Source organism: Nonomuraea basaltis, from assembly GCF_005893125.1.
GTDB classification, from domain to species: Bacteria; Actinomycetota; Actinomycetes; order Streptosporangiales; family Streptosporangiaceae; genus Nonomuraea; species Nonomuraea basaltis.
Genome location: NZ_VCJS01000045.1, coordinates 17,534 through 40,426 on the forward strand (window position 1 = coordinate 17,534; position 22,893 = coordinate 40,426).

General features: G+C 69.7%; 24 protein-coding genes. 6 read left to right on the plus strand and 18 right to left on the minus strand.

The features are described from left to right. Positions 1–171 precede the first annotated feature (171 nt). Positions 172–945 (minus strand): M23 family metallopeptidase, encoded by a 774-nt coding sequence (locus EJK15_RS22200; protein WP_206061034.1) that lies wholly within the window; start codon positions 943–945, stop codon positions 172–174. 403 nt (positions 946–1,348) lie between these two features. Further along, positions 1,349–1,939: a DUF6461 domain-containing protein gene (locus tag EJK15_RS22205; RefSeq protein ID WP_138712383.1), complete on the minus strand. Its 591-nt coding sequence runs from the start codon at positions 1,937–1,939 to the stop codon at positions 1,349–1,351. Positions 1,940–1,945: 6 nt separating this feature from the next. Between EJK15_RS22205 and EJK15_RS22210 the strand changes: the two genes are divergently transcribed. After that, positions 1,946–2,176 carry a hypothetical protein gene (locus EJK15_RS22210; RefSeq protein WP_138712384.1) on the plus strand — a complete coding sequence of 77 codons (231 nt, stop codon included), beginning with the start codon at positions 1,946–1,948 and terminating at the stop codon, positions 2,174–2,176. Here EJK15_RS22210 and EJK15_RS22215 read toward each other — a convergent pair. The 7 genes from EJK15_RS22215 to EJK15_RS22245 form a co-directional block, all read right to left on the minus strand. After that, entirely contained in the window at positions 2,173–3,231 is a 1,059-nt protein-coding gene (locus EJK15_RS22215; protein WP_138712385.1) for a 3-deoxy-7-phosphoheptulonate synthase, read from the minus strand. The two genes, EJK15_RS22210 and EJK15_RS22215, sit on opposite strands and share 4 nt — an antisense overlap. Positions 3,232–3,586: 355 nt before the next feature. Next, on the minus strand, positions 3,587–4,063 hold the full coding sequence (locus EJK15_RS22220) for a hypothetical protein (protein ID WP_138712386.1): 477 nt from the start codon (positions 4,061–4,063) through the stop codon (positions 3,587–3,589). Between the two features lie 204 nt (positions 4,064–4,267). Next, positions 4,268–5,134 carry a hypothetical protein gene (locus EJK15_RS22225; RefSeq protein WP_138712387.1) on the minus strand — a complete coding sequence of 289 codons (867 nt, stop codon included), beginning with the start codon at positions 5,132–5,134 and terminating at the stop codon, positions 4,268–4,270. A gap of 181 nt (positions 5,135–5,315) precedes the next feature. Next, positions 5,316–5,960: a response regulator gene (locus tag EJK15_RS22230; RefSeq protein WP_138712388.1), complete on the minus strand. Its 645-nt coding sequence runs from the start codon at positions 5,958–5,960 to the stop codon at positions 5,316–5,318. Positions 5,961–5,964: 4 nt separating this feature from the next. After that, positions 5,965–7,176, minus strand: coding sequence for a sensor histidine kinase (locus EJK15_RS22235; RefSeq protein WP_138712389.1), 1,212 nt, complete (start codon positions 7,174–7,176; stop codon positions 5,965–5,967). Next, the gene (locus EJK15_RS22240) at positions 7,170–7,895 is read right to left on the minus strand and encodes an ABC transporter permease (RefSeq protein ID WP_138712390.1); all 726 of its coding nucleotides are present in this window, start codon (positions 7,893–7,895) and stop codon (positions 7,170–7,172) included. The genes EJK15_RS22235 and EJK15_RS22240 overlap by 7 nt, the downstream gene beginning before the upstream one ends. After that, complete coding sequence (locus tag EJK15_RS22245) at positions 7,892–8,611, minus strand: ABC transporter ATP-binding protein (RefSeq protein WP_138712391.1); 720 nt, start codon at positions 8,609–8,611, stop codon at positions 7,892–7,894. The genes EJK15_RS22240 and EJK15_RS22245 overlap by 4 nt, the downstream gene beginning before the upstream one ends. Positions 8,612–8,796: 185 nt before the next feature. Between EJK15_RS22245 and EJK15_RS22250 the strand changes: the two genes are divergently transcribed. Next, positions 8,797–10,269, plus strand: a complete 1,473-nt coding sequence (locus EJK15_RS22250) for an MFS transporter (RefSeq protein ID WP_138712392.1) — start codon at positions 8,797–8,799, stop codon at positions 10,267–10,269. Between the two features lie 133 nt (positions 10,270–10,402). Here the strand turns inward: EJK15_RS22250 and EJK15_RS22255 are convergent, their stop codons facing one another. Further along, entirely contained in the window at positions 10,403–11,731 is a 1,329-nt protein-coding gene (locus tag EJK15_RS22255; protein ID WP_138712393.1) for an aminotransferase class I/II-fold pyridoxal phosphate-dependent enzyme, read from the minus strand. 34 nt (positions 11,732–11,765) lie between these two features. On the opposite strand from EJK15_RS22255, the gene EJK15_RS22260 reads away from it, so the two are divergent. Continuing rightward, entirely contained in the window at positions 11,766–12,389 is a 624-nt protein-coding gene (locus EJK15_RS22260) for an FMN-binding negative transcriptional regulator (protein WP_138712394.1), read from the plus strand. Positions 12,390–12,477: 88 nt separating this feature from the next. Continuing rightward, complete coding sequence (locus EJK15_RS22265) at positions 12,478–12,942, plus strand: GbsR/MarR family transcriptional regulator (RefSeq protein WP_138712395.1); 465 nt, start codon at positions 12,478–12,480, stop codon at positions 12,940–12,942. 103 nt (positions 12,943–13,045) lie between these two features. Here the strand turns inward: EJK15_RS22265 and EJK15_RS22270 are convergent, their stop codons facing one another. Then, positions 13,046–13,759: an SDR family oxidoreductase gene (locus tag EJK15_RS22270; RefSeq protein WP_138712396.1), complete on the minus strand. Its 714-nt coding sequence runs from the start codon at positions 13,757–13,759 to the stop codon at positions 13,046–13,048. Positions 13,760–13,882: 123 nt separating this feature from the next. Here EJK15_RS22270 and EJK15_RS22275 point away from each other — a divergent pair, with 123 nt between their 5' ends. Beyond that, positions 13,883–15,418, plus strand: a complete 1,536-nt coding sequence (locus tag EJK15_RS22275) for a DNA-3-methyladenine glycosylase 2 family protein (RefSeq protein WP_138712397.1) — start codon at positions 13,883–13,885, stop codon at positions 15,416–15,418. 180 nt (positions 15,419–15,598) lie between these two features. Beyond that, positions 15,599–16,879, plus strand: coding sequence for an MFS transporter (locus EJK15_RS22280; protein ID WP_138712398.1), 1,281 nt, complete (start codon positions 15,599–15,601; stop codon positions 16,877–16,879). Between the two features lie 355 nt (positions 16,880–17,234). Here EJK15_RS22280 and EJK15_RS22285 read toward each other — a convergent pair whose 3' ends face one another. From EJK15_RS22285 to EJK15_RS22320, 7 genes are all read right to left on the minus strand, one after another. Next, positions 17,235–18,209 carry a phosphotransferase enzyme family protein gene (locus EJK15_RS22285; RefSeq protein ID WP_171074462.1) on the minus strand — a complete coding sequence of 325 codons (975 nt, stop codon included), beginning with the start codon at positions 18,207–18,209 and terminating at the stop codon, positions 17,235–17,237. Between the two features lie 109 nt (positions 18,210–18,318). Continuing rightward, positions 18,319–18,786 (minus strand): GNAT family N-acetyltransferase, encoded by a 468-nt coding sequence (locus tag EJK15_RS22290; RefSeq protein ID WP_240777134.1) that lies wholly within the window; start codon positions 18,784–18,786, stop codon positions 18,319–18,321. Positions 18,787–18,928: 142 nt separating this feature from the next. Further along, entirely contained in the window at positions 18,929–19,135 is a 207-nt protein-coding gene (locus EJK15_RS22295; protein ID WP_138712400.1) for a hypothetical protein, read from the minus strand. Positions 19,136–19,435: 300 nt separating this feature from the next. Further along, a complete protein-coding gene (locus tag EJK15_RS22300) occupies positions 19,436–19,867 on the minus strand; it encodes a PPOX class F420-dependent oxidoreductase (protein WP_138712401.1) in 432 nt (143 codons plus the stop codon). A 67-nt stretch (positions 19,868–19,934) separates the two neighbouring features. Then, complete coding sequence (locus EJK15_RS22305) at positions 19,935–20,831, minus strand: NAD(P)-dependent oxidoreductase (protein WP_240777135.1); 897 nt, start codon at positions 20,829–20,831, stop codon at positions 19,935–19,937. A gap of 209 nt (positions 20,832–21,040) precedes the next feature. Continuing rightward, positions 21,041–21,379: an ArsR/SmtB family transcription factor gene (locus EJK15_RS22310; RefSeq protein WP_138712402.1), complete on the minus strand. Its 339-nt coding sequence runs from the start codon at positions 21,377–21,379 to the stop codon at positions 21,041–21,043. 370 nt (positions 21,380–21,749) lie between these two features. Next, a complete protein-coding gene (locus EJK15_RS22320; RefSeq protein ID WP_171074463.1) occupies positions 21,750–22,799 on the minus strand; it encodes an AraC family transcriptional regulator in 1,050 nt (349 codons plus the stop codon). Between the last annotated feature and the right edge of the window lie 94 nt (positions 22,800–22,893).

Consider the following 22,893-nt stretch of genomic DNA (forward strand, 5'->3'; position numbering starts at 1 on the left):
GATCACATGTCGCCGACCCTGATCTGTCGCTTGGCAGAGCAAGGTCCCTCGACGTCGTGACCGGCACTCGTGTGCAAGCAAGAAGTCAGGAGTTCGAATCTCCTGGGCTTCACCCAAGGTCAAAGGCCACTTCCCGTGATCGGGTAGTGGCCTTTGACGTCAGTCGCGCTCTTAACCGCAGTGTTCGAAGGGGCTGGTGTACGAGCTGCTGCCGATCGAGCCGCCCCACTTGACGCATTGTCCGGCCGCATCGCGCCTGACAGGGCCCGCGTAGTAGGAGAAGCTGCCCGAGTCGGTCGTCCTGCTTTCCCCTTGCGGCTCCAGGAATGCCGACATCGACGACGGTGACCCGAGGTTCGTCGTCTTCAGGGTCACGACGCAGTTGTAGCCGTTGCCCGAGTTGTAGAGCAGGTAGGCGCGACCACCGGTGAGGCCTGCCGAGTCGATGACCGTGTAACCGCTGCCGCAGACCTCCTCAGGGGTGTGGGGGTTGCTGCTGCAGGTGTTGGTGCTCGTAATGGCCTTCTTCTGGCCCAAGGACACGGTCACGCCGTCCACGGTCGGGCTGGTGTCCACCGTACCGCTGGAGGTCCGCTGTTCGTAGTGCAGGTGCGGAGCGTTGGAGCCGCCGGTCGAGCCGACAGTCCCGATCGAGGTGCCCTGGCTGACGCTCATCGAGCCGCCGGCCGACCTCACCATGGTCGCGAGGTGGGCATAGCGGGTTCTGGTGCCGTCGCTGTGACGGACCTCTATCCACTTGCCGTAGCTCGTGCTTCCCGCGTCGTAGAAGTACGCGGTGCCCGAAGCTGTGGCACGCACAGTTTCACCGTCGATGTCATCGCCCCCATAGTCCTGCCAGTCGAGAGAACCGGATGGGCTGTGGCCGGGGTACCAGTTGTTGGCGTAGAAGGTCTTCCCGCAGTTGAACGGGCTCTTGTGTGACACAGCCAGGACGCTGGTGCCCTGCGCTGAGGCTGCCTGGGGAATCAGCGCTGCCGCGAGAGTGACTAACAGGGCAGTGATCGCGGATCTGAGGGTCTTCGGCCAGGTCGGCCTGCCGGTTGTGGGCATGCTCACCTCTCTGAACAGGTGCGTATGGGGGGTGCGGTTAGGCGCCCAGCTCCTTGATGTCCATGAGCCCCGTGGCGGCAGAACTACGTTGGCGGCATGTGATCAACCTCGAGGGGAGGGGAAGGCCGCCGCAAGGGAACATTTCGACATCTCACCGCCTATGAGGGACGGACGGGTCGATCATGAACATATCCCTGAAAGTTCTCTTCATCAATCTCTATGACATGAAATTTTGCGGCTTTCCGAGTCCGGCGTCGAGGCCGAACCGGTCCGCTGCTCACCTCGATTCGGGTACGGCTCCGGACAGGTAAATGGACTCCTCCAGCAGTTCCGGCGTCAACGTGATTCCAGTGAGACGCTCGGCCAGCAGGAACGCCGGCCCATCGTGGAGGTCGGTCGGTTCGTTGCCGGAGTTGATCCGCTCCATGGTCTCCACGAGCTCGTCCGGCACTTCCTCCGAGAAGCCGTCCTGAGACAGGAAGCAGAACCGGATCTCCCCGTCTTCGATCCAGTAGAAGTATTCGTCGCCCTTGATGTTGAGGAAGTGGGAGACGAGACGAGTGCCCGCCGACAACGGCGTGATGATTTCTTCGATGATGCCGAGCAGGCCGTTGGGCCCGACGATGAACACCCAGTCGCCGACGGCCGTGGCGCCGAAGAACATGCCATGCCTGTCGGGCTCGGAGTAGGCGGCCTCGACCAGCTCGCCGAGCGTCAAGAGGGCGAAGTCCTCTGTCTGCGCACCGAGCCGGACCACCAGTTCATCGGGCGTCAGGCCGCGGACGTAGGTGAAGCAGTAGGCGTCCGCCAGGTCGGGGAAGCGTTCGCAGGAGAACCAGGCGTAGTCATCATCATGGGTCGCGCTCATTCCTTCATGTTCGCAGCATCGACCAATTCGATGACCATGGCGATGGCCACCCCGCCCAGGGTCTCGCCGGCGCCTGGGCGGCCGTGTCATTCGCCGCCCAGGTTGCGGGGTGAGGACGTCGACGTCGGCCAGGGGGGCGACGGCGGCGACGAGGATGAGTTCGGTGACGGCGATCTCAGATCCATCGATCCCTGCCGATGCCCCGCCAGGGATGGCCTGGCCGAGCACTTCGGCTAGTGGTTCCGCCGCCGTGACCGCACGGCCTCGGCCAGCACCTCGAGCAGCTGGGCGGTCTCGTCCCAGCCGACACAGGCGTCGGTGATGCTCTGCCCGTACGTCAAGCCCTCCCGCGGACCAGGTTCCTGCCGGCCCGGCACGAGGAAGCTCTCCACCATCACGCCGGCCATCCCGGTGTCGCCGCCGGCGATGCGGGCGGCCACCTCCCGGACCACGGCCGCCTGCCGTACATGATCCTTGCCGCTGTTGCCGTGGCTGGCGTCCACGATCAGGTGCTGCGGACGCTCTGCCTTGGCCAGGAGGGAGAGCGCGTCGCGGACGGAGTCCGGGTCGTAGTTGGGACCGCGGCGGCCGCCGCGCAGGATCACGTGGCAGTCCGGATTGCCCGTGGTGGTGACCACCGAGGCGCGGCCCTCGTCGTCGATGCCGAAGAAGACCTGCGGGTGGGAGGCGGTGAGCACGCCGTCGATGGCGACCTGCACGTCCCCGTCCGTGGCGTTCTTGAACCCGACGGGCATCGACAGGCCCGAGGTGAGCTGGCGATGCACCTGGCTCTCCGGCGTGCGCGCGCCGATCGCGCCCCACGTGACGGCGTCGGCGATGTACTGCGGGCTGGTGGGCTCCAGGAACTCGCAGCCGACCGGCAGACCCGTGTTGAGCACGTCGAGGAGCACGGTTCGGGCCAGCCGCAGGCCCCGTCGCACGTCATGGCCGCCGTCGATGCCGGGATCGTTGATCAGGCCCTTCCAGCCGATGGTCGTACGCGGCTTCTCGAAGTAGACGCGCATGACCACGAGCAGGGCGTCGCCCAGGTCGCGGGTGGCCTCGGAGAGGCGGCGTGCGTAGTCGAGGGCGGCCTCCGGGTCGTGCACCGAGCACGGTCCGATGATGAGCAGCAGCCGGTCATCGGCGCCGGCGAGAACGTCGCGCACGGCGCGGCGGCTCGCGGCCACCAGGGACGCGCGTTCCTCCCCGAGTGGCTGTTCGGCGCGCAACTCCGCAGGCGTGGGCAAGGTTTCGAACGAGGTGATGCGCAGGTCGCTGGTCGTGGTCATGCGCTGATGTCCTTTGCGCTGAGACGGCGGTACGGCCCACGCCCTGGTCTCCGGAGCCGACCGCCTAAACGACGAAGAGCAGAGACGGGTCGTCTCTGCTCTGTGGCTCCGGATGATCAGTTGGTCAGCGCATGTGACCTTCGGCCCCATCCGGAGCCGGCACATAGCGCCAAAATCGACTGATCAGCATGGCTCCAGACGCTATCAGGCAGGCGGCGCCAGCTCAAATCGGCCTCCTTCACCAGTGCGGCCATGGAGACCCGTCGTGCCCCCGCCTCGTGGTCGAGCCCCACGTGCGGCTGCCGCGAGCGACGGACGGCCGGGCCCGGCCGTGGAGGGCTCGGCCGGCGCTCCCTTATGTGCTCACGTGCGCCCTGAACCGCTCGTGGGCGGCCTGCTTGGAGATCCCCATCGCGTCCCCTACCTCCGCCCAGGAGGCGCCGGTTTCCCTGGCCCCGGCGACGGCCTGATCGAGCAGGGTGCGCTGCCAGCTCTCTACTTGAGACAGCAGGGTGAGGGCGGCGAGAGGGCGTTCGGCTGCGAGCTTCACGATCTGCTCGCAGAGGAGGTTCGACTTGGTCACCAGCCAGCTCGGTGGTGCGGCGGCGAGCAGTGGCGGGGCGTGCCTGCTCCACCACCGGTATTCCGCCTCCTTGGCCCCCTCCGGCGTGGCCGGGAATCGGCGCCGGTCGGCCCACCCGCAGGAACACGAGGCTTGGTAGCCGACGAAGGTCCTGGTGAAGGCGCTGGCTGATGAGGCCAGCTCGCCATCGGGGAGCACGGGCGCGGCGAAGCCCTCGTGATCGGGGATGTCAGCAATCTTCAATGGCATAGTCGTCAAGATTCCCTGACGAACACCGCATGCGCAAGAGCTTCCTCGAAGCTCAGCAACACAACCAGGCTGACGTCGCGCAAGCAGTCGCCGCTGACCTGCACTATCGTGGGGGCTGAGTCCGGCACACTGATCCTGTGCCGGACTCAGCCCACGATCGCCGGTCGCAGCTTCACCGGGTTCTCCGCTGCTCGAGCGATCTTCTTAACTCTTGGTCCAGATCGCCGCGATGAGGCCGCCCTCGGTGTCCAGGATCTCCGGCCGGTACCCAAGTGCCTTCATCTGGACGGACTTGAGCGTGTAGGTCACCTTGGACAGGTTCAGGTACTCCTTCAGGCCGGTCGAGCTGCCCTTGCTCCACACGGTGGTGTAGAGCTTGCCGGGCTCGACGGCCATCACAACGGGACGCAGGCCCTGCTTCGCCCGCGCCAGGAGCTCCTTGCCGCGCTCTTCCACGGTCTGACCCATGGTCACCTGAACGGTTCCCGTGGCGGCGCCGGCCACCCAGACGGCCGCGTAGAGCGGCTTCTCGACCGTGCCGTACACGTCCAGCGAGGCGACGCTGTAACCGGCGGCGGTGAGCTGGGCGTTGACCTTGACGAAGGTTTCCTTGGTCAAGTCCAGCTTGGACTGGATCTGCTGGGTGGTCTTCTCGAAGACCGCCGCGAAGACGGCGTCCGCGCCCGTGCCGGTGCCGGTGATCATGGCGGGCTGGAAGCCGGCCTTCGCCTGCTCAGTGATGGTCTTGGGCAGGTCGGTCGCCGACAGACCCTGCAGGACGCTCACCTTGCGGGTGGTGTCCTTGATCCAGACGGACGTGTACTGCGGGTTCGCCGCGTTGGTCACGCTCAACGCCTCGGGAACGTAGCCCTTGCCCAGCAGTTGCTTGACGCGCTGCAGCAACTGGGTCCCGCTGAGCGCCTCCAGGGAGACCCAGTCCAGCGGCAGGCTCTGGGCGGTCTGGGCGGTCTTGGCGGGTTCGGCGGACGCCGGGGACGCGAGCGCCAGCAGGGGAGCGGTGGCCACCGCCATCGCCGTCGTGAAGGCGGCGATCCTCTGTGTGCTCTTCATGATCCTCCTAGGGGTAATGGGTGTCCCAATTTTCGGACAAGAAGGGACCATAACAGAGAATGAGGGAAAGTTGACCACCTGTCACCAGGATCTCGGACCGATCTGTGTCAGCGAAGGCGTGGAAGGAGCGCAGCCGTCCGGCGACCGCCGCCGGTGCGGGCTTCGATTCTCGCGACGGAGGTCAGCCGTCGGCGGCCGGTTTGAGCAGGCCCGTCTCGTACGCCGCGGCCACCGCGGCCGCCCGGTCCTTCACCTCGAGCTTGGCGAAGACATGCAGCAGATGCGTCTTCACCGTCGCCTCGGTGATGAACAGCTTCCCGGCGATGTCCCGGTTGGTAGCGCCCCGGGCGATGAGCTTGAGCACCTCGAGCTCGCGGCGGCTCAGCGTCCGCGACTCTTCCGGCGTGCGCGCCTTCTTCATCAGCACGCCGGCCACGGTCGGGGACAGCACGGTCTCGCCGCGGGCCGCCGCCCGCACGGCATGTCGCAGGTCGGCGCGTGGCGTGTCCTTGAGGAGGTAGCCGGTGGCGCCCTGCTCGATCGCGGGCAGGATGTCGGCGTCGTTGTCGAACGTGGTCAGGACCAGCACGTGGATGCCGGGCGTCTGCTCGCGGAGCCGGCGGATGACCTCCGCGCCGCTCATCTTCGGCATGCGGAGGTCCAGGAGCACGACGTCAGGGCCGGTACGCAGAGCCACCGCGAGAGCCTCGGGGCCGTCGGCCGCCTCCCCGACGACCTCGAAGCCGGCGTCGCCGGCGAAGATGCCGCGCAGGCCGTCGCGGACGATCGGGTGGTCGTCCACGATGATCAGACGTATCGGTGGCATGGCCTCACAATCCCGGCTCGGGGCCGGCGGGGATGGCCGGGACCGTGGCGGAGATTCCGGTGCCCTGGCCGGGGGCGGACTCGAGCTCGAAGTTCCCGGCCAGGCGGGTGATGCGCTGGCGCATCGCGATGAGGCCGAAGCCTTCCCCATCCGTCACCTCCGGCATGAAGCCAGAGCCGTCGTCGCGTACGTCCAGCGCCACCACATCGTCCATGTACGAAAGGGTGAGTCCGACGCGACCGGCCGAGGCGTGCTTGGCGACGTTGGCCAGCGCCTCCTGGGCCACCCGCAGCAGGGACGTCTCCACCTCCGCGTGCAGCGGACGCGGATCGCCGGTGATCGACACGGAGGCGGGCACGCCCGAGTTCCGCGACCAGTTCGCCGCGAGGTCCGCCAGCACGGTCCCCAGCTCCGCCTCGTGCTGCAGCGGCGCTGGGCGCAGCGCCTGCACGGAGCGACGGGCCTCGGTCAGGCTCTCCCTGGCCGTGGCCTGCACCGTGTCCAGGCGTGGGCGAGCCGAAGGTGGCACGTCCCCGATCGCCTCGAGCTGGGTGAGGATGGCGGTCAGGCCCTGCGCGATGGTGTCGTGGATCTCCCTGGCCATCCGCTGCCGCTCCTCCAGCACGCCGGCCTCGCGGGCCCGGGTCAGCAGCTGGGCCTGGAGGTTCGCGTTCTCGTCGGCGAGCGCGACCAGCTTGGCGCTCGTCTCCCGCAACTCCGCGATCATCACCTTGCGCTGGTCGTTCTGGTCGGAGATGGTCTTGATGATCAGACCGACCGTGGAGGCGGCCAGCACCCCGACGACGAAGGAGCCGAGCAGCTCGACCGGAGTGCGCCCGAGCTGGGGGCGGGCGGCGATCAGCACACCGACCGTCACGGCCACCCCGCCGTACGCCCACCACCCGGGCAGCAGGGCGAAACACTGGACGAACGCCCCCAGCCCCGTCACCGTGAACACCGTGTCGATCCTGACCAGGGCCCCGACGACGGCGAGCAGGACCACGAAGTAGGCGATCAGCACCACCGGGCGGGTGATCCAGCCGGGGTGGGAGGTCACCATCAGCCAGTGCCAGGCCACCGCGAACAGCGCCAGGACCAGCACCTCCAGCCGCCACTCCCGCAGCAGGGCGAAGAGCGCGGGCAGGAGGACGAGCAGGTACGGCAGCGCGCCCTGGACCCGGTCCCAGCGCGACAGGCCCGAGCCGGTCGTCACCATCGGAACGTCCTGAGGGCGACGCCACCCGCGACGATCGAGATCGCGACCATGACGCCCAGCGTAAGCGGTGACGTGGGGCCGCCGGCCCAGCCGTCGCGGATCGCCTGGACTGCCGGGGCCATGGGGAGGAGGTCGCCGATGGCGCGCATCGAGCCGGACATGGTCTCCCGGGGGATCATGGCGCCGGACAGGAACACCATCGGGAAGAACACGCCCAGCCCGATCACGGTCGCGGCGCGGCCGGTGGGGACGAGGGCGCCGAGGAGGAGCCCGATGGAGCCGAGGCTGAGCGCGCTCAGCAGCCACGCCACCAGAACGCCCGCGAAGTTCGCCGGCGCGGTCAGGCCGTACGCCACCAGGCCGATGACGATCAGCAGCGCCGAGCCGAGCACCGCCAGCAGCATGTGCGCCGCCCACTGGGCCACGAACAGCGTCGCGCGAGAGGCAGGAGTGGCGCGCAGCCGCTTCAGGACCCGGCGCTCCCGGTACTGGGCCAGCGTGGCGGGGAGCACGACCAGCGCGGCCAGGCCGATGACGAACGCGGTCAGCATCGGCACCGTGGCGTCGATCAGCGGCGTCCCGCCCTGCAGGGGCTTGTTGCCGCCGCGCAGCTTGACCCAGAGCATGATCGCCGGGAAGACGAGCGCGAAAAAGGCCGACATCGGGTCACGGACGATCAGCTTGAGTTCGACGGCGATGACGTTCGTGAGGCCTTTCATGCCATTTCCCTTTCGGTCAGAGCGAAGTACGCGTTCTCCAGCGAGTCGGTTCCCGCCTTCGCGATCAGCTCCCGCGGGCTGCCCTCGGCGATGACGTGGCCGCGGTCGACGATGGCGAGGCGGTCGCACAGCGCCTGGGCCTCGTCCATGAAGTGGGTGACCAGCACGACGGTGACGCCGCGCTCGCGCATCTCGCGGATGAGGCCCCACGTGGTACGGCGGGCGGCGGGGTCCAGGCCGGTGGTGAGCTCGTCGAGGAAGACGACCTCCGGGTTGCCGACCAGGGCCAGCGCGATGAACAGGCGCTGCTTCCAGCCACCGGACAGGTTCGCGAAACGGGCGCGCTTCCGGTCTGCGAGTCCCCATTCGTCCATGACCGCTCGCCAGTCGGCTGGCTTGTCGTAGAAGGAGGCGTACATCCTTAATGCCTCGCCGACCTTGATCGCGTCGGGGAGTGCCGCCTCCTGCAGCTGGGCGCCGATGCGCTGGAGGAGCTCGCGCCGGTCGTCGTGCGGGTCCAGGCCGAGCACGCGCAGCGTGCCGCCGTCCGGCCGGCGCAGTCCGGAGGCGCACTCCACGAGGGTGGTCTTGCCCGCGCCGTTGGGGCCGGCGATGCCGAAGATCTCGCCGCGCTCCACCGTCAGGGAGACGCCGTCGACCGCCTTGCCCGTCTTGTAGCTCTTGCTCAGGTGGTTGATCTCGATGATCGCTGTCATGTTCTGAGCCTCGCTGGCGCGCGCCGCCACCGACATCCACCGATCGGTTGATGGGGGTCAGCCCTTCCGGCCCGTAGCCGATCCGCAGGCGATCGTAACGCTCCCGCTCCAGGGTGAGGTCAACCGTCCGGCGTCCGCCGGTGTTCTCCCTCCGCCCGGCGTTTCCCCCGCTCCTCTGGAGTCCCATGTTCGCCCTGCCCGTCGTACTGGTCGCCGTGTACATGACCACGCTCGACTTCTTCGTCGCCAACCTGGCCGTGCCGTCGATCCGGGCCGGCCTGGGCACGGGCGACGCCGCCGCGCAGCTCGTGATCGCCGGGTACGGGCTCGCGTACGCCGCCGGCCTGATCGTCTCCGGGCGGCTCGGCGACCTGTACGGACATCGCCGCGTGTTCGCCATCGGGCTGGCGCTGTTCACGGTGGCGTCGGCGGCGTGCGGGCTCGCCCCCGACGCCGTGACGCTGGTGCTGGCCAGAGTCGTCCAGGGGATCGCGGCCGCGCTGCTCGCGCCGCAGGTGCTCGCGCTGCTCGGCGTCCTGTACAAGGGCCCGGCTCTGGCCAGGGCGTTCGGCTGGTACGGCACCGCCGTCGGCCTGGCGGGCGTGAGCGGGCAGGCGGTCGGCGGGCTGCTGGTGGCGGCCGATCCCCTCGGGCTGGGCTGGCGAGCCTGCTTCCTGGTCAACGTACCGGTCGGCGTGGCGGCGCTGGCGCTGACCGGGCGGCTGCTCCCCCGCACCGCCGGCTCCGGCACGCGGCGCGACCTCGACCTACCCGGGGCGGCATTGGTCGCGGCCGGGCTGGTGGCCGTCGTGCTGCCGCTGGTCGAGGGGCGGGAGCAGGGCTGGCCGCCGTGGACGTGGCTGTGCCTGGCGTCCTCGGCGCCGGTCCTGGTCGCCTTCGTACGGAGGCAGCGGCGGCTCGCGGCCTCCGGGCGGGCGCCGCTGCTCGATCTGGCGGTGTTCGGGGAGAGGGGGTTCGCAGGCGGGCTGGTGGCGGTGGCGCTGTTGTTCGGGACGTCGGCGGGACTGTCTTTCGTGCTCGCCCTGTACCTGCAGGAAGGTCTCGGCCTGAGTCCGCTGGCCGCCGGAACCTTGTGCACCGCGCTGAACGCGGGCTTCTTCCTCGGCTCCCTCCGGGCCAACCGGGTGCCGCCGGGGATCGCCGCGCTGGCGCTGGTGGCGGGGCTGGCGCTGTTAGGTCACGTGGTCGGGCGGGACGCGGGGGCGTACCAGATCGCTCTGGCGCTGCTCGTGACGGGGAGTGGGATGGGGCTGCTGATGTCGCCGCTGATCTCCCGGGTCCTGTCATCGGTACGGCGGGAGCGGGCGGGCGCCGCGGCCGGGGTGCTCGGGACCGTGCAGGAGGCCGGAGGAGTGCTCGGCGGCACGGTCGCCGGGGGCGCGTTCTTCGGTGCGCTGGGCGGCGGATGGGACGCCGCGGCGCTGGCCGGGCTCGCAGTGGTGATGGTGGGTGCGCTCGGCGTGCTGGCCCATTGCGTGGCGCGTTCGAGGCCGGCCCTGCGTCCGAGGCGGGTCGCAGATCCGAGGCGCGTCGCAGATCCGAGGCGGGTCGCGCCTTTGGGGCGAACGGGGTCGCGGCCGGCGGTGGCGGGGACGGGCGAGGTGGCGGGCCGATCCTGTCCTGCCACGCGGCCGTGATTCACGTGAATCACGAGCGCTGATCGAGCCCACCGGAGGGCGTGCCCTGCTCGGCCCATGGCGCCGCGCCTCCCCCGGCACCCGTCTTCGGCATTCCACACGGCGGCGGGACGGGCTGCGGCTTGCCGCCGGCTCAGCCGTACCGGCCGCGTGACGGCGGGCGCAGGGCGGCGGCGAGGTCGTCGGCCAGCGGCGGGATGTCGCCGGGCCGCAGGGGCGAGACGGTGAGGCGGATTGCGGGCGGCGTGCCGACGCGGTTGCGCGCGCCCGGCGCGACGGCCCAGCCGCGCGCCAGAAGGCGGGTGATCGCGGCGGCCTCGTCCGCGACGGGCACCCACACGTTGAGCCCGGTACGGCCGTGCGCCGGGATGCCGCGTGCGGCCAGCGCCGCGACCAATCCGTCCCGGCGCTCGGCGTACGAGGCCGCCACCACGGCGGTGTCCACCGCCTCGGTACACCACAGGTGGGCCACGGCCCGCTGCAGCAGATGGCTGACCCAGCCCGCGGCCAGCCGTTGCCGTCCGCGCAGCCGGTCCAGCGTGACCTGGTCGCCGGTGATCAGCGCGAGCCGCAGGTCGGGGCCGAACGCCTTGGCCGTCGAGCGGACGAGCATCCAGCGCGCCGTGACGCCGGCCAGCGGATGCAGGGGGACGTCCACGAACCCGTCGCCGTGGTCGTCCTCGACGAGAAGGACACCCGGGTGCGCCGCCAGCAGCTCACGCAAAGCCGCGGCGCGCTCGGCGGTGACGGCGGCGCCGGTCGGGTTCTGCGCGCGGGCCGTGATCACCGCGGCCCGCGCGCCCGCCCGCAGCGCCTTCCCCAGCTCGTCGGGCAGCGGGCCGTCGTCGTCGTGCCGCATCGGCACGGGACGCAGGCCCAGCGCACCGACCAGGTCGAGCAGGGCCGACCAGCCAGGGTCCTCCACGGCGACCGCGTCGCCAGGACGCAGGTGGGCGGCCAGGACGCGTTCGACCGCGTCGAGGGTGCCCGAGGTGATCGCCAGCGGCGCCACCGGCACGCCGTCCCTGCGCAGGCGGGCGCCGGCCAGGGCGAGGAGCTCCTCGTCGTCGTCCGTGCCGTACATGGCCGGCCGATCCTGGTGCGCACGGGCCGCCGCGGCGAGGGCCTCGTGCAGGGACGGCAGCAGGGCGGGGTCGGGGTTGCCCTTGGACAGGTCGCGTACGCCCGGCGGCACCTCGATGCGGATGTCCTCGCGGGCCGTGCTGGCCGGCCGCGGCCTGACCCGGGTGCCCCGCCGCCCGGCGGTCTCCACGATGCCGCGCTCGCGCAGCAGCCGGTAGGCGGCCGCCGCCGTGTTGGGGCTGACCTGGGCCAGCGCGGCCATCTCGCGCACCGGGGGAAGCGCCGTGCCCGGCGGCAACCGGCCCTCGGACACCGCGGCCTCGACCCCGGCCGCAATATCGCTGGCCGTCCCGCCAGTAATTCGATATTTTTCTAGCACAAAAGCCATTATGTACTAATACAAGAGGATTTAGATGCTCATTCACCCATGGGACGCGGCCCGCGACAGGAACGAGTGGAGGAGCTGGCTGCGTACGCGCGACTTCGGCCAGCTGGCGGCGAACGGCGTGACCGGCGGCCCACCGGTCGTGGTGCCGACGCATTTCCTGTTCGACGGCGACATGGAGATCGTGCTTCACCTGGCCAGGCCCAACCCGATCTGGTCGGCGCTGGAGGCCAACCCGGCGGTGGTGGTGAGCGTGCATGACGACTACGCCTACATCCCGTCCACGTGGCGCTCGGACTCCCCCGCCAACGGCGTGCCGACCAGCTACTACGCCTCCGTGCAGCTGACGTGCGCGGCGCGGATCGTGGACGACAAGGAGGGCAAGGCGGAGATCCTGCGCCGCCAGCTGGCACACCACCAGCCGGACGGCGGGCACGGCGTGATGGCCGCCGACGAGGGGCCGTACCGGAAGATGCTGTCCGCGATCCGGGGGCTGCGGCTGGAGGTGGTGGGGGTGCGGGCCAAGTTCAAGTACGACGACCACCGGCCCGCCGAGTTCCGCGAGCGGATCGCGGCTGGGCTGGCCGAGCGGGACCTGCCGGGGGACGCGGGGGCGCGGGCGCAGCAGCTCAGGCGAATGGCCGCTGGATAGCCGCCTGAGCCGGCCCGCGCTTGCCGATGCCGGTTGTTGTGGTTGTGTCCGAAGTTACTGGCGAAACGGTGAGCGTTAGGGTGATCGTATGACTGGGCAGGACGGCCCCGATCGCGAGCAGGTGCTCGACTGGGTCGAGCGGGTGGGGACGTTCGTCTCCGAGGAGTGGGGGCTCGCCCCCATCACCGGCCGCGTCCTGGGCTGGCTCATGGCCTGCGACCCGCCGGAGCAGACCGCCGGCGACATCGCCGAGGCGATCGGCGCGAGCCGCGCGTCGCTCACCACGAACATGCACCTTCTGACGTCCATCAAACTGATCCGGCGGCTCCGCAAGCCCGGGGAGCGGAACGTCTACTACCAGATCGAGGACGACGCCTGGTCCAAGGTCATCCGGCAGAAGCTCGCCGCGTTCATCGCGTTCGACGAGCTGGCCGCCGAGGGCCTGCGGCTGGGCTGGACCGACGAGGCGCAGACCAGGCGCATCCGCTCGGCCAGGCTCTCCATGGCCGCCCTGGCCGAGGTCCTCGACCGGACCGCGACCAAGAACGGCTGAATCCCCCGGCGGTTCCCTGCGCGACGCAGAGGTCCCGCCGAGCGCCGCCGCGCCGAGCTGGTGGACCGGTTCGAGCTCCCGCCGGTGACGGCAGGACCGGCCGTCAGGGGGCCGGCGTCGGGAGTTCCGGCTGGGCGCCGGTCGCCAGCCTCTGCGCCCGCCGTACGATCTCACCGCTCCAGACGTCCGGCACCACGGTGAACGCCCCTGCGCGCACCGCCGCCAGCGCGTTGTCGGCGATGTCCGCCGGATCTTCGCCTTCGGGCGACATGCCGCTGCGAACGAGAGCCGGGCAGAGCAACGTCACCCCGATCGGCGTGCCGGCGAGCGCCTGAGCGGCCTGCTCGGCGATGGCGACGACAGCATGCTTGGAAGGGGCGTACGCACCCCCGGCCGGGAACGTCACCAGCCCCGCCAGCGAGGCGGTGATCAGGATGTGCCCCGGCCGCCCGCTCTCGAGCAACCGCGGAACGAACGCCCGCAGCCCGTTGACCACGCCGCCCACGTTCACCGCGAACACGTGGTCCCAGTCCGCGGCGCCCACCTCCCACGGCACGCCGACGTCCTTGCCGACGATGCCGGCGTTGAGGCACACCAGGTCAACGCCCGGCGCAGCGGCGGCGAGCGCGTCCATCGCCCCGGCGTCCGAGACATCGGTCGGGACGGCCTGGCCATCCAACTCCGCCGCGACGGAAGCGAGCCCCGCCGCGTCGAGGTCGGCGAGCACGAGCCGAGCCCCGGCCGCGCGCAGACGGCCGGCAAGGGCTCTGCCTATTCCACTGGCGGCGCCAGTGACAACAGCACTGGTGATATCCATGGTCGCCCATTGTCTCCCATGAACAGCCCCGCCACCCCCAGCCGCATCCCGCTTAGCTGATCAAGACGCTTGATGTCCGATGGTCACTAGTGAGAGAGGCGAGGAGCAGGAAAAGTAGGGCACATGCTCGCAGACGAAGACGCGTACGCCGTGCTCAGGAGCCGGGACGGCCGCTTCGACGGCCGCTTCTTCGTCGCCGTCGTGACCACCGGCATCTACTGTCGTCCAAGCTGCCCGGCCGCGCTCCCCAGGCGCGAGAACGTCCGCTTCTACCCGTCCGCCGCGGCCGCCCAGGAGGCGGGCTTCCGCGCGTGCAAACGCTGCCGCCCCGACACCGCCCCCGGCTCCCCCGAATGGAACGTCCGCGCGGACGTCATCGGCCGCGCGATGCAACTGATCGCCGACGGCCTCGTGGACCGGGAGGGCGTCACCGGGCTGGCGGCCCGGCTCGGCTACAGCGAGCGCCAGCTACGCCGCCAGCTCATCGCCGACCTGGGCGCGGGCCCGCAAGCGCTCGCCAGGGCACAACGAGCGGCCAATGCCCGAACCCTCCTGGAAACCACCGACCTGCCCGCCGGCGAGATCGCGTTCGCCGCCGGCTTCTCCACGATCCGCCAGTTCAACGACACGATGCGCAAGGTATACGACACCACGCCCAGTGCCATACGCCGCACCGGCCGCACGAAGAGGCCACACCAGCGGACCCGCGAGCCCTCGCACCAAGCACCCCAGCCTCCCCACGGGGTGCTCCACCTGCGCCTCACCTACCGCCCGCCTCTGGACCTGACCGACCTGTTCCAGTACCTGGCCGAACGGGCGATCCCCGGATTGGAGGAGGCCGGCGACGACTTCTATCGCCGAGCCCTCACCCTCCCTCACGGCCTGGGCCTCGTCACGCTACGACCTGGCGAGTCGTACGTGTCCTGCGAGCTGCGGCTCGACACCCTCAAGGACCTCCCCGCCGCGGTACGACGCTGCCGGCGCCTCCTCGACCTGGACGCCGACCCCCGCGACGTCAACGACCATCTCGGCATCGACCCTCTCCTGGCTCCTCTGGTCGCAACGGCCCCAGGCAGGCGGATCCCCGGCCACGTGGACGCGGCCGAGATGGCGATACGCGCGATCGTGAACGAGGAGTCCAGCGAAGGCCGAGCCCTGCTCACTCACCTGGTCCAGCACTACGGCACGCCACTACCCTCATCGGCCGCCCAGCCCCGGCGACCGCTCGCCCAGGCGAACGACCCCGAACCACCACCGGCCCAGACACACGAAGACGTCCCCATCGGCGTCACCCACGCATTCCCCCGCATGGAAGCCCTGGCCGACGCGAACGTGCCGGCCCCGATCACCGCCTTGGCCCGGTCCTTGGTCGCCGGCACCGTTCACCTCGGCCCCGAGACCGACCGCGACCAGATCGAACGCGAACTCCTCGCCCTACCAGGCGTAAATGCCCAGGCCGTGGCCCGGATCCGCATGCGAGCCCTTGGCGACCCCGACGTCTTCCTCCCCACGGACCCAGCCGTTCGGGAAGGGCTGCGTCGCCTCGGACCGGCATCGGAGCAGCACGCACAACGGTGGCGCCCATGGCGCTCCTACGCGATGCAACACCTGCGAGCGATCTCAACCACCACAGCGCGCGCCCCCGCTGCAACCACTTGAGCGTCCGTTCTCGCGAAATCACTGAAGCGCCTGCTCCAGGCAATGCCCGCAGCGCTCATCCGCACGCGAGCCGGCAAACACCCTGCTCACCGGCGCCACCACGCAACACCCGCAACGCCGCCCCATGGCCGGGGCCGCCCGCAATCCCTCACGACGGCAACCCTGTAAGGACCGAGCCCTGTGTCGATCTATGTGCCCCTCCTCAAGACCAGGCCGGACTTCCGCCGCCTGTGGTTGGGCGCGTCCATCTCCGTGATGGGCGACAGCATGACCTTCATCGCGCTGACCTGGCTCGTACTGGCCCAGCCGGACGGCACGGCGAAGCTCGGCCTGCTGGCCGGCTGCTACACCGCCCCCGTCCTGATCGGCGGCCTGGCCGCCGGCCCTGTCCTCGACCGCTTCGACAAGCGGACAACCCTGATCGTCGACAGCGTCCTGCGAGGTCTGGCGGTGGCGTCGATCCCGTTGACCGCCGCCGTCGGTACGGTCCCCGAGTGGCTCCCCTTCCTGGTCGCAGCCGTATACGGCCTGCTGAAGATGATCCCGATGGCCGCCGTCCCCGCGGCCATCCCCGACCTGGTGGGCCCGGACCAGCGCGACGCCGCCAACGCCCTGGAATCCGTGAGTTACTCCTTGTCGGGAATCATCGGCTTCACCCTGGCCGCCCCTCTTCTGACCACCCTGGGCCCGGCGAACATGCTTGCTGTGGACGCCGTCACCTACGCCTGCTTCGCCATCGCACTGACCCGCATCCGCACTCCCCTGCGCCCGCACCCGCCCCAGACCGAGAAACGCGCCTCGGCAGGACTTCCGCTCCTCCGCGACAAGGTCCTCATGGGCACCACTCTCGCCTTCATGGCGTTCAACATCGCCGAAGGCGCGCTGACCATGGTCGTAGCCCCCTGGCTGGCCAAGGAGCACCTCCCCGGCCACGGCGCCGCGCTCTCACTCCTCATGGCCGCTCTGTCGGCAGGGGAACTCCTGGGCGGATTCGCGGCAGGAGCCTGGCACCCCAGAATCGGCAGGCTGACCGCGATCGCCATCACCGAACTGGTGGCGGCCGCAGGCATCCTCGCCATCCTGGGCGCACCCAACTGGATTCCGGTCACCGCAGCCTTCCTGATCATGGGTGCGTTCAGCGCCCCCATGACGGTGTGGGCTCAGTCGTTGCGCATGGAACGCGTCCCCCCGTCGCAGCGCGGCCGCGTCTTCAGCGTCTTCCGCACGATGATGCAGGCCACGCCACCCATCGGCGCCGCCATGGTGACCCCGCTGCTGGTAACAGGAAACCTGCCGGCGGCCGTGCTCCTGATGACCGCCCTGGCCGCCGTACCGGCCCTCGCCCTGCTGCTTCTGCGCCAGACCTCCCGACCATCTCTCCCGGACCTCGACATCCATCAGACTGCTGGACATGTCCCCCATGTCCCCCGTGGATCACGAGGAGAAGAGGGTGATCGCTAGGATCCATGGCCGTACCGGAACCCCTTGCGAGCGCTGACCCACAGCCTGTGGATAACCCACCCCTCCTGTGGATAACGCCCCGACCTGCCACCCCTTCCACGGCACCGGCCACAGCCTGGCCAACGCTGCCGAGACAACCCCGCGGCCAGGCGTCATCGCAGCACAGCCTGGACCTGCGGGGTCTCACGGCGTGACCGGGACGCAGCGGAAGGGGCTCCCGCGGAGGTCGTCCCCTTCCTCCCGGTTCACGACGCCGACGATGCACAGCCTGTGGACGACGGACCAGCCAACCGCCCCACAGTGGCCGCGATCCGCTTGGCCACCTCGGCCGGCGTCACGTCGGTCGTGTCCGCGTTCATGCACAGGCAAGTTTCAACACGTCGGCCAGCTGCCGCGGGGCCGGCAGGATGGTCAGCGCCTCGTCGATCTCGCGTTCCGCCCACTCCCGGTGCCGCCCCTCGGCTCGCGAGTCGAGCGCGACACGCGCCTGGACCAGCAGAAAGTTCAGCCGGGACGCCAGCAGCATCGAGAAGTCCGCCGGCTCGGTGATGCGCCCCGGCCCGCCCTCGCGCACGTACGCCTGGTACATGACGCGCATCGCGTCAAGATCAGCGGTGGAGCCGTCGCAGAACCAGTCGAACAGCGCCCGGGCCAGTTCCCGGCCCGGCGCGGCCGGCCCGAGGTTGTCCCAGTCGACGACCACCATCGCACCTGCCGGGTCGAGAAGGACATTCTCCGGATGCAGATCACGATGGCAGACGATCAATCCGCCGGGATCGGCCGGCCCGACCGCCGCGCACAACTCGGGCAACGTGGCCAACCGATCAACGAGCCGCCCCGCCCACACCGCTCCCGACGCGGACACCTCCGCCCACGCGTCCGCCGCGGGAACCCGGTCGTACCAGGGATCAGGCGGCCCGCCACCCGGCTCGACCGCCGAAGCGGGGGCACACCGGTGCAGCCGCGCCAGCAACGCCCCCAGCTCCGCCGGCGTGGCCCGCGCCGCCGGCTCTACCGGCCGCAGATCGACCCAGTCGTAGAGCCGTAACCATGTCCCATCAGGCGCCGTGACCAGGAACCGCCCGTCGCGATCGGGATGGCTCACCGGCAACCGCACCCCCGCCTCGGCCGCCCGCCGCGAGAACGCCAGCTCCGCCTCGATCAACGCCACCGACGGCGGCTCAGCGAAGATCTCTTTCAGCGCATAGCGCGCCGGCCCGACGTCCACCCGCCAGACCTGCCCCAGCGCACCCCGCGGCCCGGCGGACACCACGACGTCCGCATCCCAGCCGAACGCCTCCCGCACGTACGCGACCAGCTCCTCGATCACGATCAGCCCACAACCGAGAGCCGGCGGATGGGTATCCGGGCGACGAGGGTCATACGCCCCAGTATGGAGCGTGTTGCCCGGCGGCTGCGGACCAATGCCCCATCCGCCATCAGCGTTCCCAGCGAACTTCGCCCTCGTGCCATCGGCCGGTGGGGCGCAACCCGGCCGAGGTCGCGACGGAAGCCGAGGCCACGTGATCAGGGTGAATGTGCGCGACGATCGTATCGATCCCCTGCCTCACGAGCCAGCCGACCAGGGCCTTGGCAGCCGCCGTGGCCAGGCCGCGCCCCTGCCATGGCGTCCCGATTACCCAAGCGATCTCAGCGGTCGCCCCATCGATCGTGGCCTGCACATATCCGACCAGACAGTCTTCCTCACGTAGCCAGACGACCCAGTTGCGCCAGCCGGGCGGCCCGGAGACCAACCGCTCGTAGCGAGCGCGCAGTTCCTGCGCGGACAGCGGGACGCCGCCGGTGAACGTGTACAGGGCAGGGTCCGAGAGTACAGCCGCCATCTCGTCGGCGTGCTCGACACGCAACGGGAGGAGGACCAGGACCGGGGTCTCGATGATGTCCACGCGGCCACGATATTCGGGGCATCCGGCCGGCTCGCCAGAAGGACGCCGATCCCTGTCCCGAGTCCAAGCACGCAGGCTGGTGAGACCGCAGTCGGTGATCACGATGGAGCGACTGCGGCAGATGCCGTCGATCACCTGCGACTTACCTGGTCAACCGGTCGGACTCTTCGACGGCGTTGTTGTAGCTGCCGACGAGGAAGTCGCGGATCGTCTTCAGCGTGCCCGCGGTGCTGGAGCCCTCCCGGTTGAGCGTGTGCAGGCACAGCAGGTCCGTGGGACCTACGCCGACCTGCTGCGCGATCAGACGGAGGCACCAAGCACCCCGGATGCGGACGCAAAGGATCGACAACCTATCTGTGATCCTCGACGTCATACCAATTGTCACGTTCCATCCCCTGCTTCTGGAGCCCTCTGTGCTCAAGCGTCTGTTCGTGTCCGCCGCCGCAGCGGCCGTGATGGTCCCTGTCCTCACGACGCCGGCTCAGGCCACTGCAAGTAGGCGCACAAAGCACAGGGCCCCGTATCCAACTGGAACGGGGCCCTGGAGGAACTGCTGGACGTCCCGGTTGGGCCTGGGTTCGCCGAGCCGCACGGCTAACTCACCGTCGCCGGCGCGGACCTGGACATACGAAGCTTCTTCGGAACGCCGTCAGCGGATCTTGGCGCCGTACACGTGGTCGACCGTCATCGTCATGAGCACCCTACGGTCGGACACCATCACCGACCGGTACTCGTCCCAGTCCGGGTGCTCCCCGGCGGCGATGCGGTAGTAGTCCACCAGCGCCTCGACCTCGGGACCATAGGGATCGGTTCCCGGCCCGGTGAGTGTCGCCGTGCCCTCGGCGGTGGCCCACTCCCAGCCGTCGGCGCTGGTGATCTCCAGCGCGGCTCGTGGGTCCCGACGCAGATTCGCCGTCTTGGCTCGTCCCTCGCTCATCGAAACATGGATGACATCGGCCTCCTGATCGTAGAAGGGCATGACGGGGGAAAGCTGGGGGCGGCCGTCCGACTTGATCGTTGCGAGGACACCGAGTCGGCTTTCCGCGAGCAGCGTGCGTGGGTTGAATGGTGTGGCGGTCATGTCGAGGGCCAAGTCGCGACTGCATGCCGGCCATTCCTGGCGATGCGGGGCCGACGGCTGGCCATGGTCACCTCCCCGAGGGCTTGCGGAGCTGCTCGATCACCGCTGCGTAGCCGCTGCCGCCGTGCCCATCGGCTACGGCCTGGCCGGTCAGGGCCTTGATGAACCTCGGAAGTTCGGCGTTGACACCGAGGAACTCGCTCTCGTGGATGAGGTGCTCCATCGCGGCCACGTGAGTGTCGATGGTGGAATCAAGGGCCGGGTACGCGCCGTCGTCGATCTGCTGGGCGTAGGCGGCCAGCCAGCCGTTCACGGTTTCGATCCCCTTGTTCGCGAGTGGGGTGAACGTCGTGGCCTCCACACCGGCCGCGCCGAGCAAGGCGGCACCCTGCAGGAAGCCGTTCAGAATGTTCCACATCAAGCTCAGCATGGCCACGTCGTACAGTGACGACAGGCCATGATCGCCGCCGAGGTACGTCGTTCCCGCGCCGAGGCTCCTCAGGGTGGACTCGTGCAGGTCGAAGACCGACCGCGGCCCGCTGTAGAGGATGGCGGCGTCCGCCGTGCCGATGCCCGCGGGGATGGCCAGGATCGCGCCGTCGAGGTAGGTGGCGCCCCGCCGCGCCGCCCACTCGGCGGTCTCGCGGGCCCCCTGCGACGTGCCCGAGGTCAGGTTCACCAGGACGCGGCCGTCGAGGACCTCACCCAGCGGATCGAGGAGTCCGTGTACGGCGTCATAGTCCGAGACGCAGACGACCACGAGCGGGCTGGCCGCGACGGCGTCGCCGGCCGAGTCGGCGAGCCTCGCGCCCTGGGTGACAAGGTGTTCAGCCTTCGCTGCCGTGCGGTTCCACACGGTCGTGGGATACCCGTTGCGCAGGAACGCTCCGGCCAGCGCCTGACCCATCAGACCCAGGCCGATGACCGTCACGGGAGTGTCGCCGGCATCGCGATTCTGCATCATGTGCTCCCTCGAGGGTGAGTTGGTGGTCATGGCAGAATCATCAACGTTCACACCAATATGAAGGTCAAGGGGGAGCGACCTTACTGATCGGGGAGCTTCGGCCACCGTCCGCGCGTCGCGCAGTTCGCCGTCCAGGTGAGCGAACATGGCGCCGCTGGGCGTGGAAGGTCCGTGTCAGTGCGCGTGCCGCGACCGATCGCAGACAGACCTCAATCGCATCCACAGGCTGGGGATTCCTGATCCGGAGGTGGACAGCAGGCGTTCAGGGTGGCCTGCAGGTCGGACAGCGCCTTGCTGATCCGGGCCGAGTCGGCGCGATAGTAGACGGCCTTCCACTCGCGACGTGAGGTGAGCACGCCGCCGTCGCGGAGAGTCGCCAGGTGGGTGGAGGTGGCCGATTGGGCCAGCGACATGCGCTCGGCGACTTCGTTGACGGTCAGTTCGATGCCACCGACGAACAGCTCCATGATCTGCTGGCGCGTCTCGCTGGCCAGCGCCTTGAGGAACCCGCGCGCCTCGTCGCTCAGCTCGATCCCATTCGTCGTCATGGTCATAGCATCACCCCGGGCGAATCATATTGTGCTTTCTGGATATGACGGTACGATACGGCGTCATGGAAGCCATCGTCATCGGCGCCGGCCAGTCAGGCCTCGCCGCCGCCCTGGAGTCCGGTCGGATGGAGCGCCGCCCGATGTTCGTTGCTTCGCCTCCAACACCCTGCGCGGGGTGCACCGCGACGCCGAGCACATCGCCGCCCCGATCGCCGCGTACGCGAGCAAGGCTCTGGCCGCCTACGGCCGCTGACTTGGATCCCCGCCGGTCACCCTGGCTTTGGTAGGACCCGCGCGGTGTCGAGCAGCATGACGCCGATCCATTCACCGACAGAACCGAAATAGAGGTCGTGGTAGAAAGCGCTGGCTAGGTTGGGCCGCTCGCGCGGATGACGGCCGGGCCGTGGCCGTACCAGCGGTGGATGGCCCGCCGCAGGGAGCGGGAGTCGGTGAAGCCGACCCGCGCCGCGATGGACTCCACGCTGAGCGAGGTTTCCCGAAGCAGGCGATCCACCCGCCGCTGCCGAAGCTTCTCCAGCTCTTCCCGCCAGCTGGTGCCCTCCTCGCGCAAGCGGCGCTGAAGGGTGCGCGGGCTCAGGGCCAACCGGCGGGCTACGTGGTCAAGGCCCGGCGGACCATCGGCGACCGCGGATTCGAGGATGGCGTGGAACCGGTCGAGCCAGCCCAGCACCGGCCGGGCGGCCGCAGTGGACAGTCGCGCGTGCTCGTCCAGGATCGCGGCAAGCGCGGGGTCGGCGCGGGGCAGGGGAGCGTCCGTGTCCGCCTCGGCGAACGTTATCGACGGATGGTCGGCCTCGCCCTCGACGTACCTGGTGTTGTACAGCTCCCCCAGACGCTTGGGCGCGGCGGACGGGCGGTGCGGTAGCCGTACGCGCACCGGCGCGAGCCGCCGCCCGGCTCCCGAGCTCGCCACTATGAGCAGCATGTGCGGTACCAATTCCGCGATCAGCGGGTATTGCGGGTGGTCGCGGTAGGGGCCCTGATAAGTGACCGTCACCCCGTCGCCGTCGCGGGTGACAAGGAGCCGGTCGGCGGGGTCGGCGATGGCCGTGAAGCGGCGGCTGGAGGCGTGGAGCGCATCGCCAAGGGTGCCGGAGACGGAGAACAGGTAGTCCCACACACCCAGGCCGCCGGGCCGCCACAGCTGCATGACGCCCTGACTGCCGTCCACCTCCCAGGCCAGGCTGGAGATCAGTTCCCAGAGCCGCAGCACAGTGGCAGTGGGGATGCGGATCCCCTCTTCATCGAGCACGGCCAGGCCGGGCATACCGGCCAGGCGCGACCGGTCCAGGCCTGTCGCGATGCTCGCGCGGACCAGCAGGCGGGTCAGATGGGGCGAGACGGTGCCTTTGGCGGTGTCGCCCACCGCGCCGTCGCGCACCGCGTTGTTCACCATGAACGGTCTGTCTCCCAGGGGCCGGGATGACGCTCTTGGCATGGATACCGGTAATACAGGATATAGCGCAATCTTGCTGGCGCCTTCGGCCCTC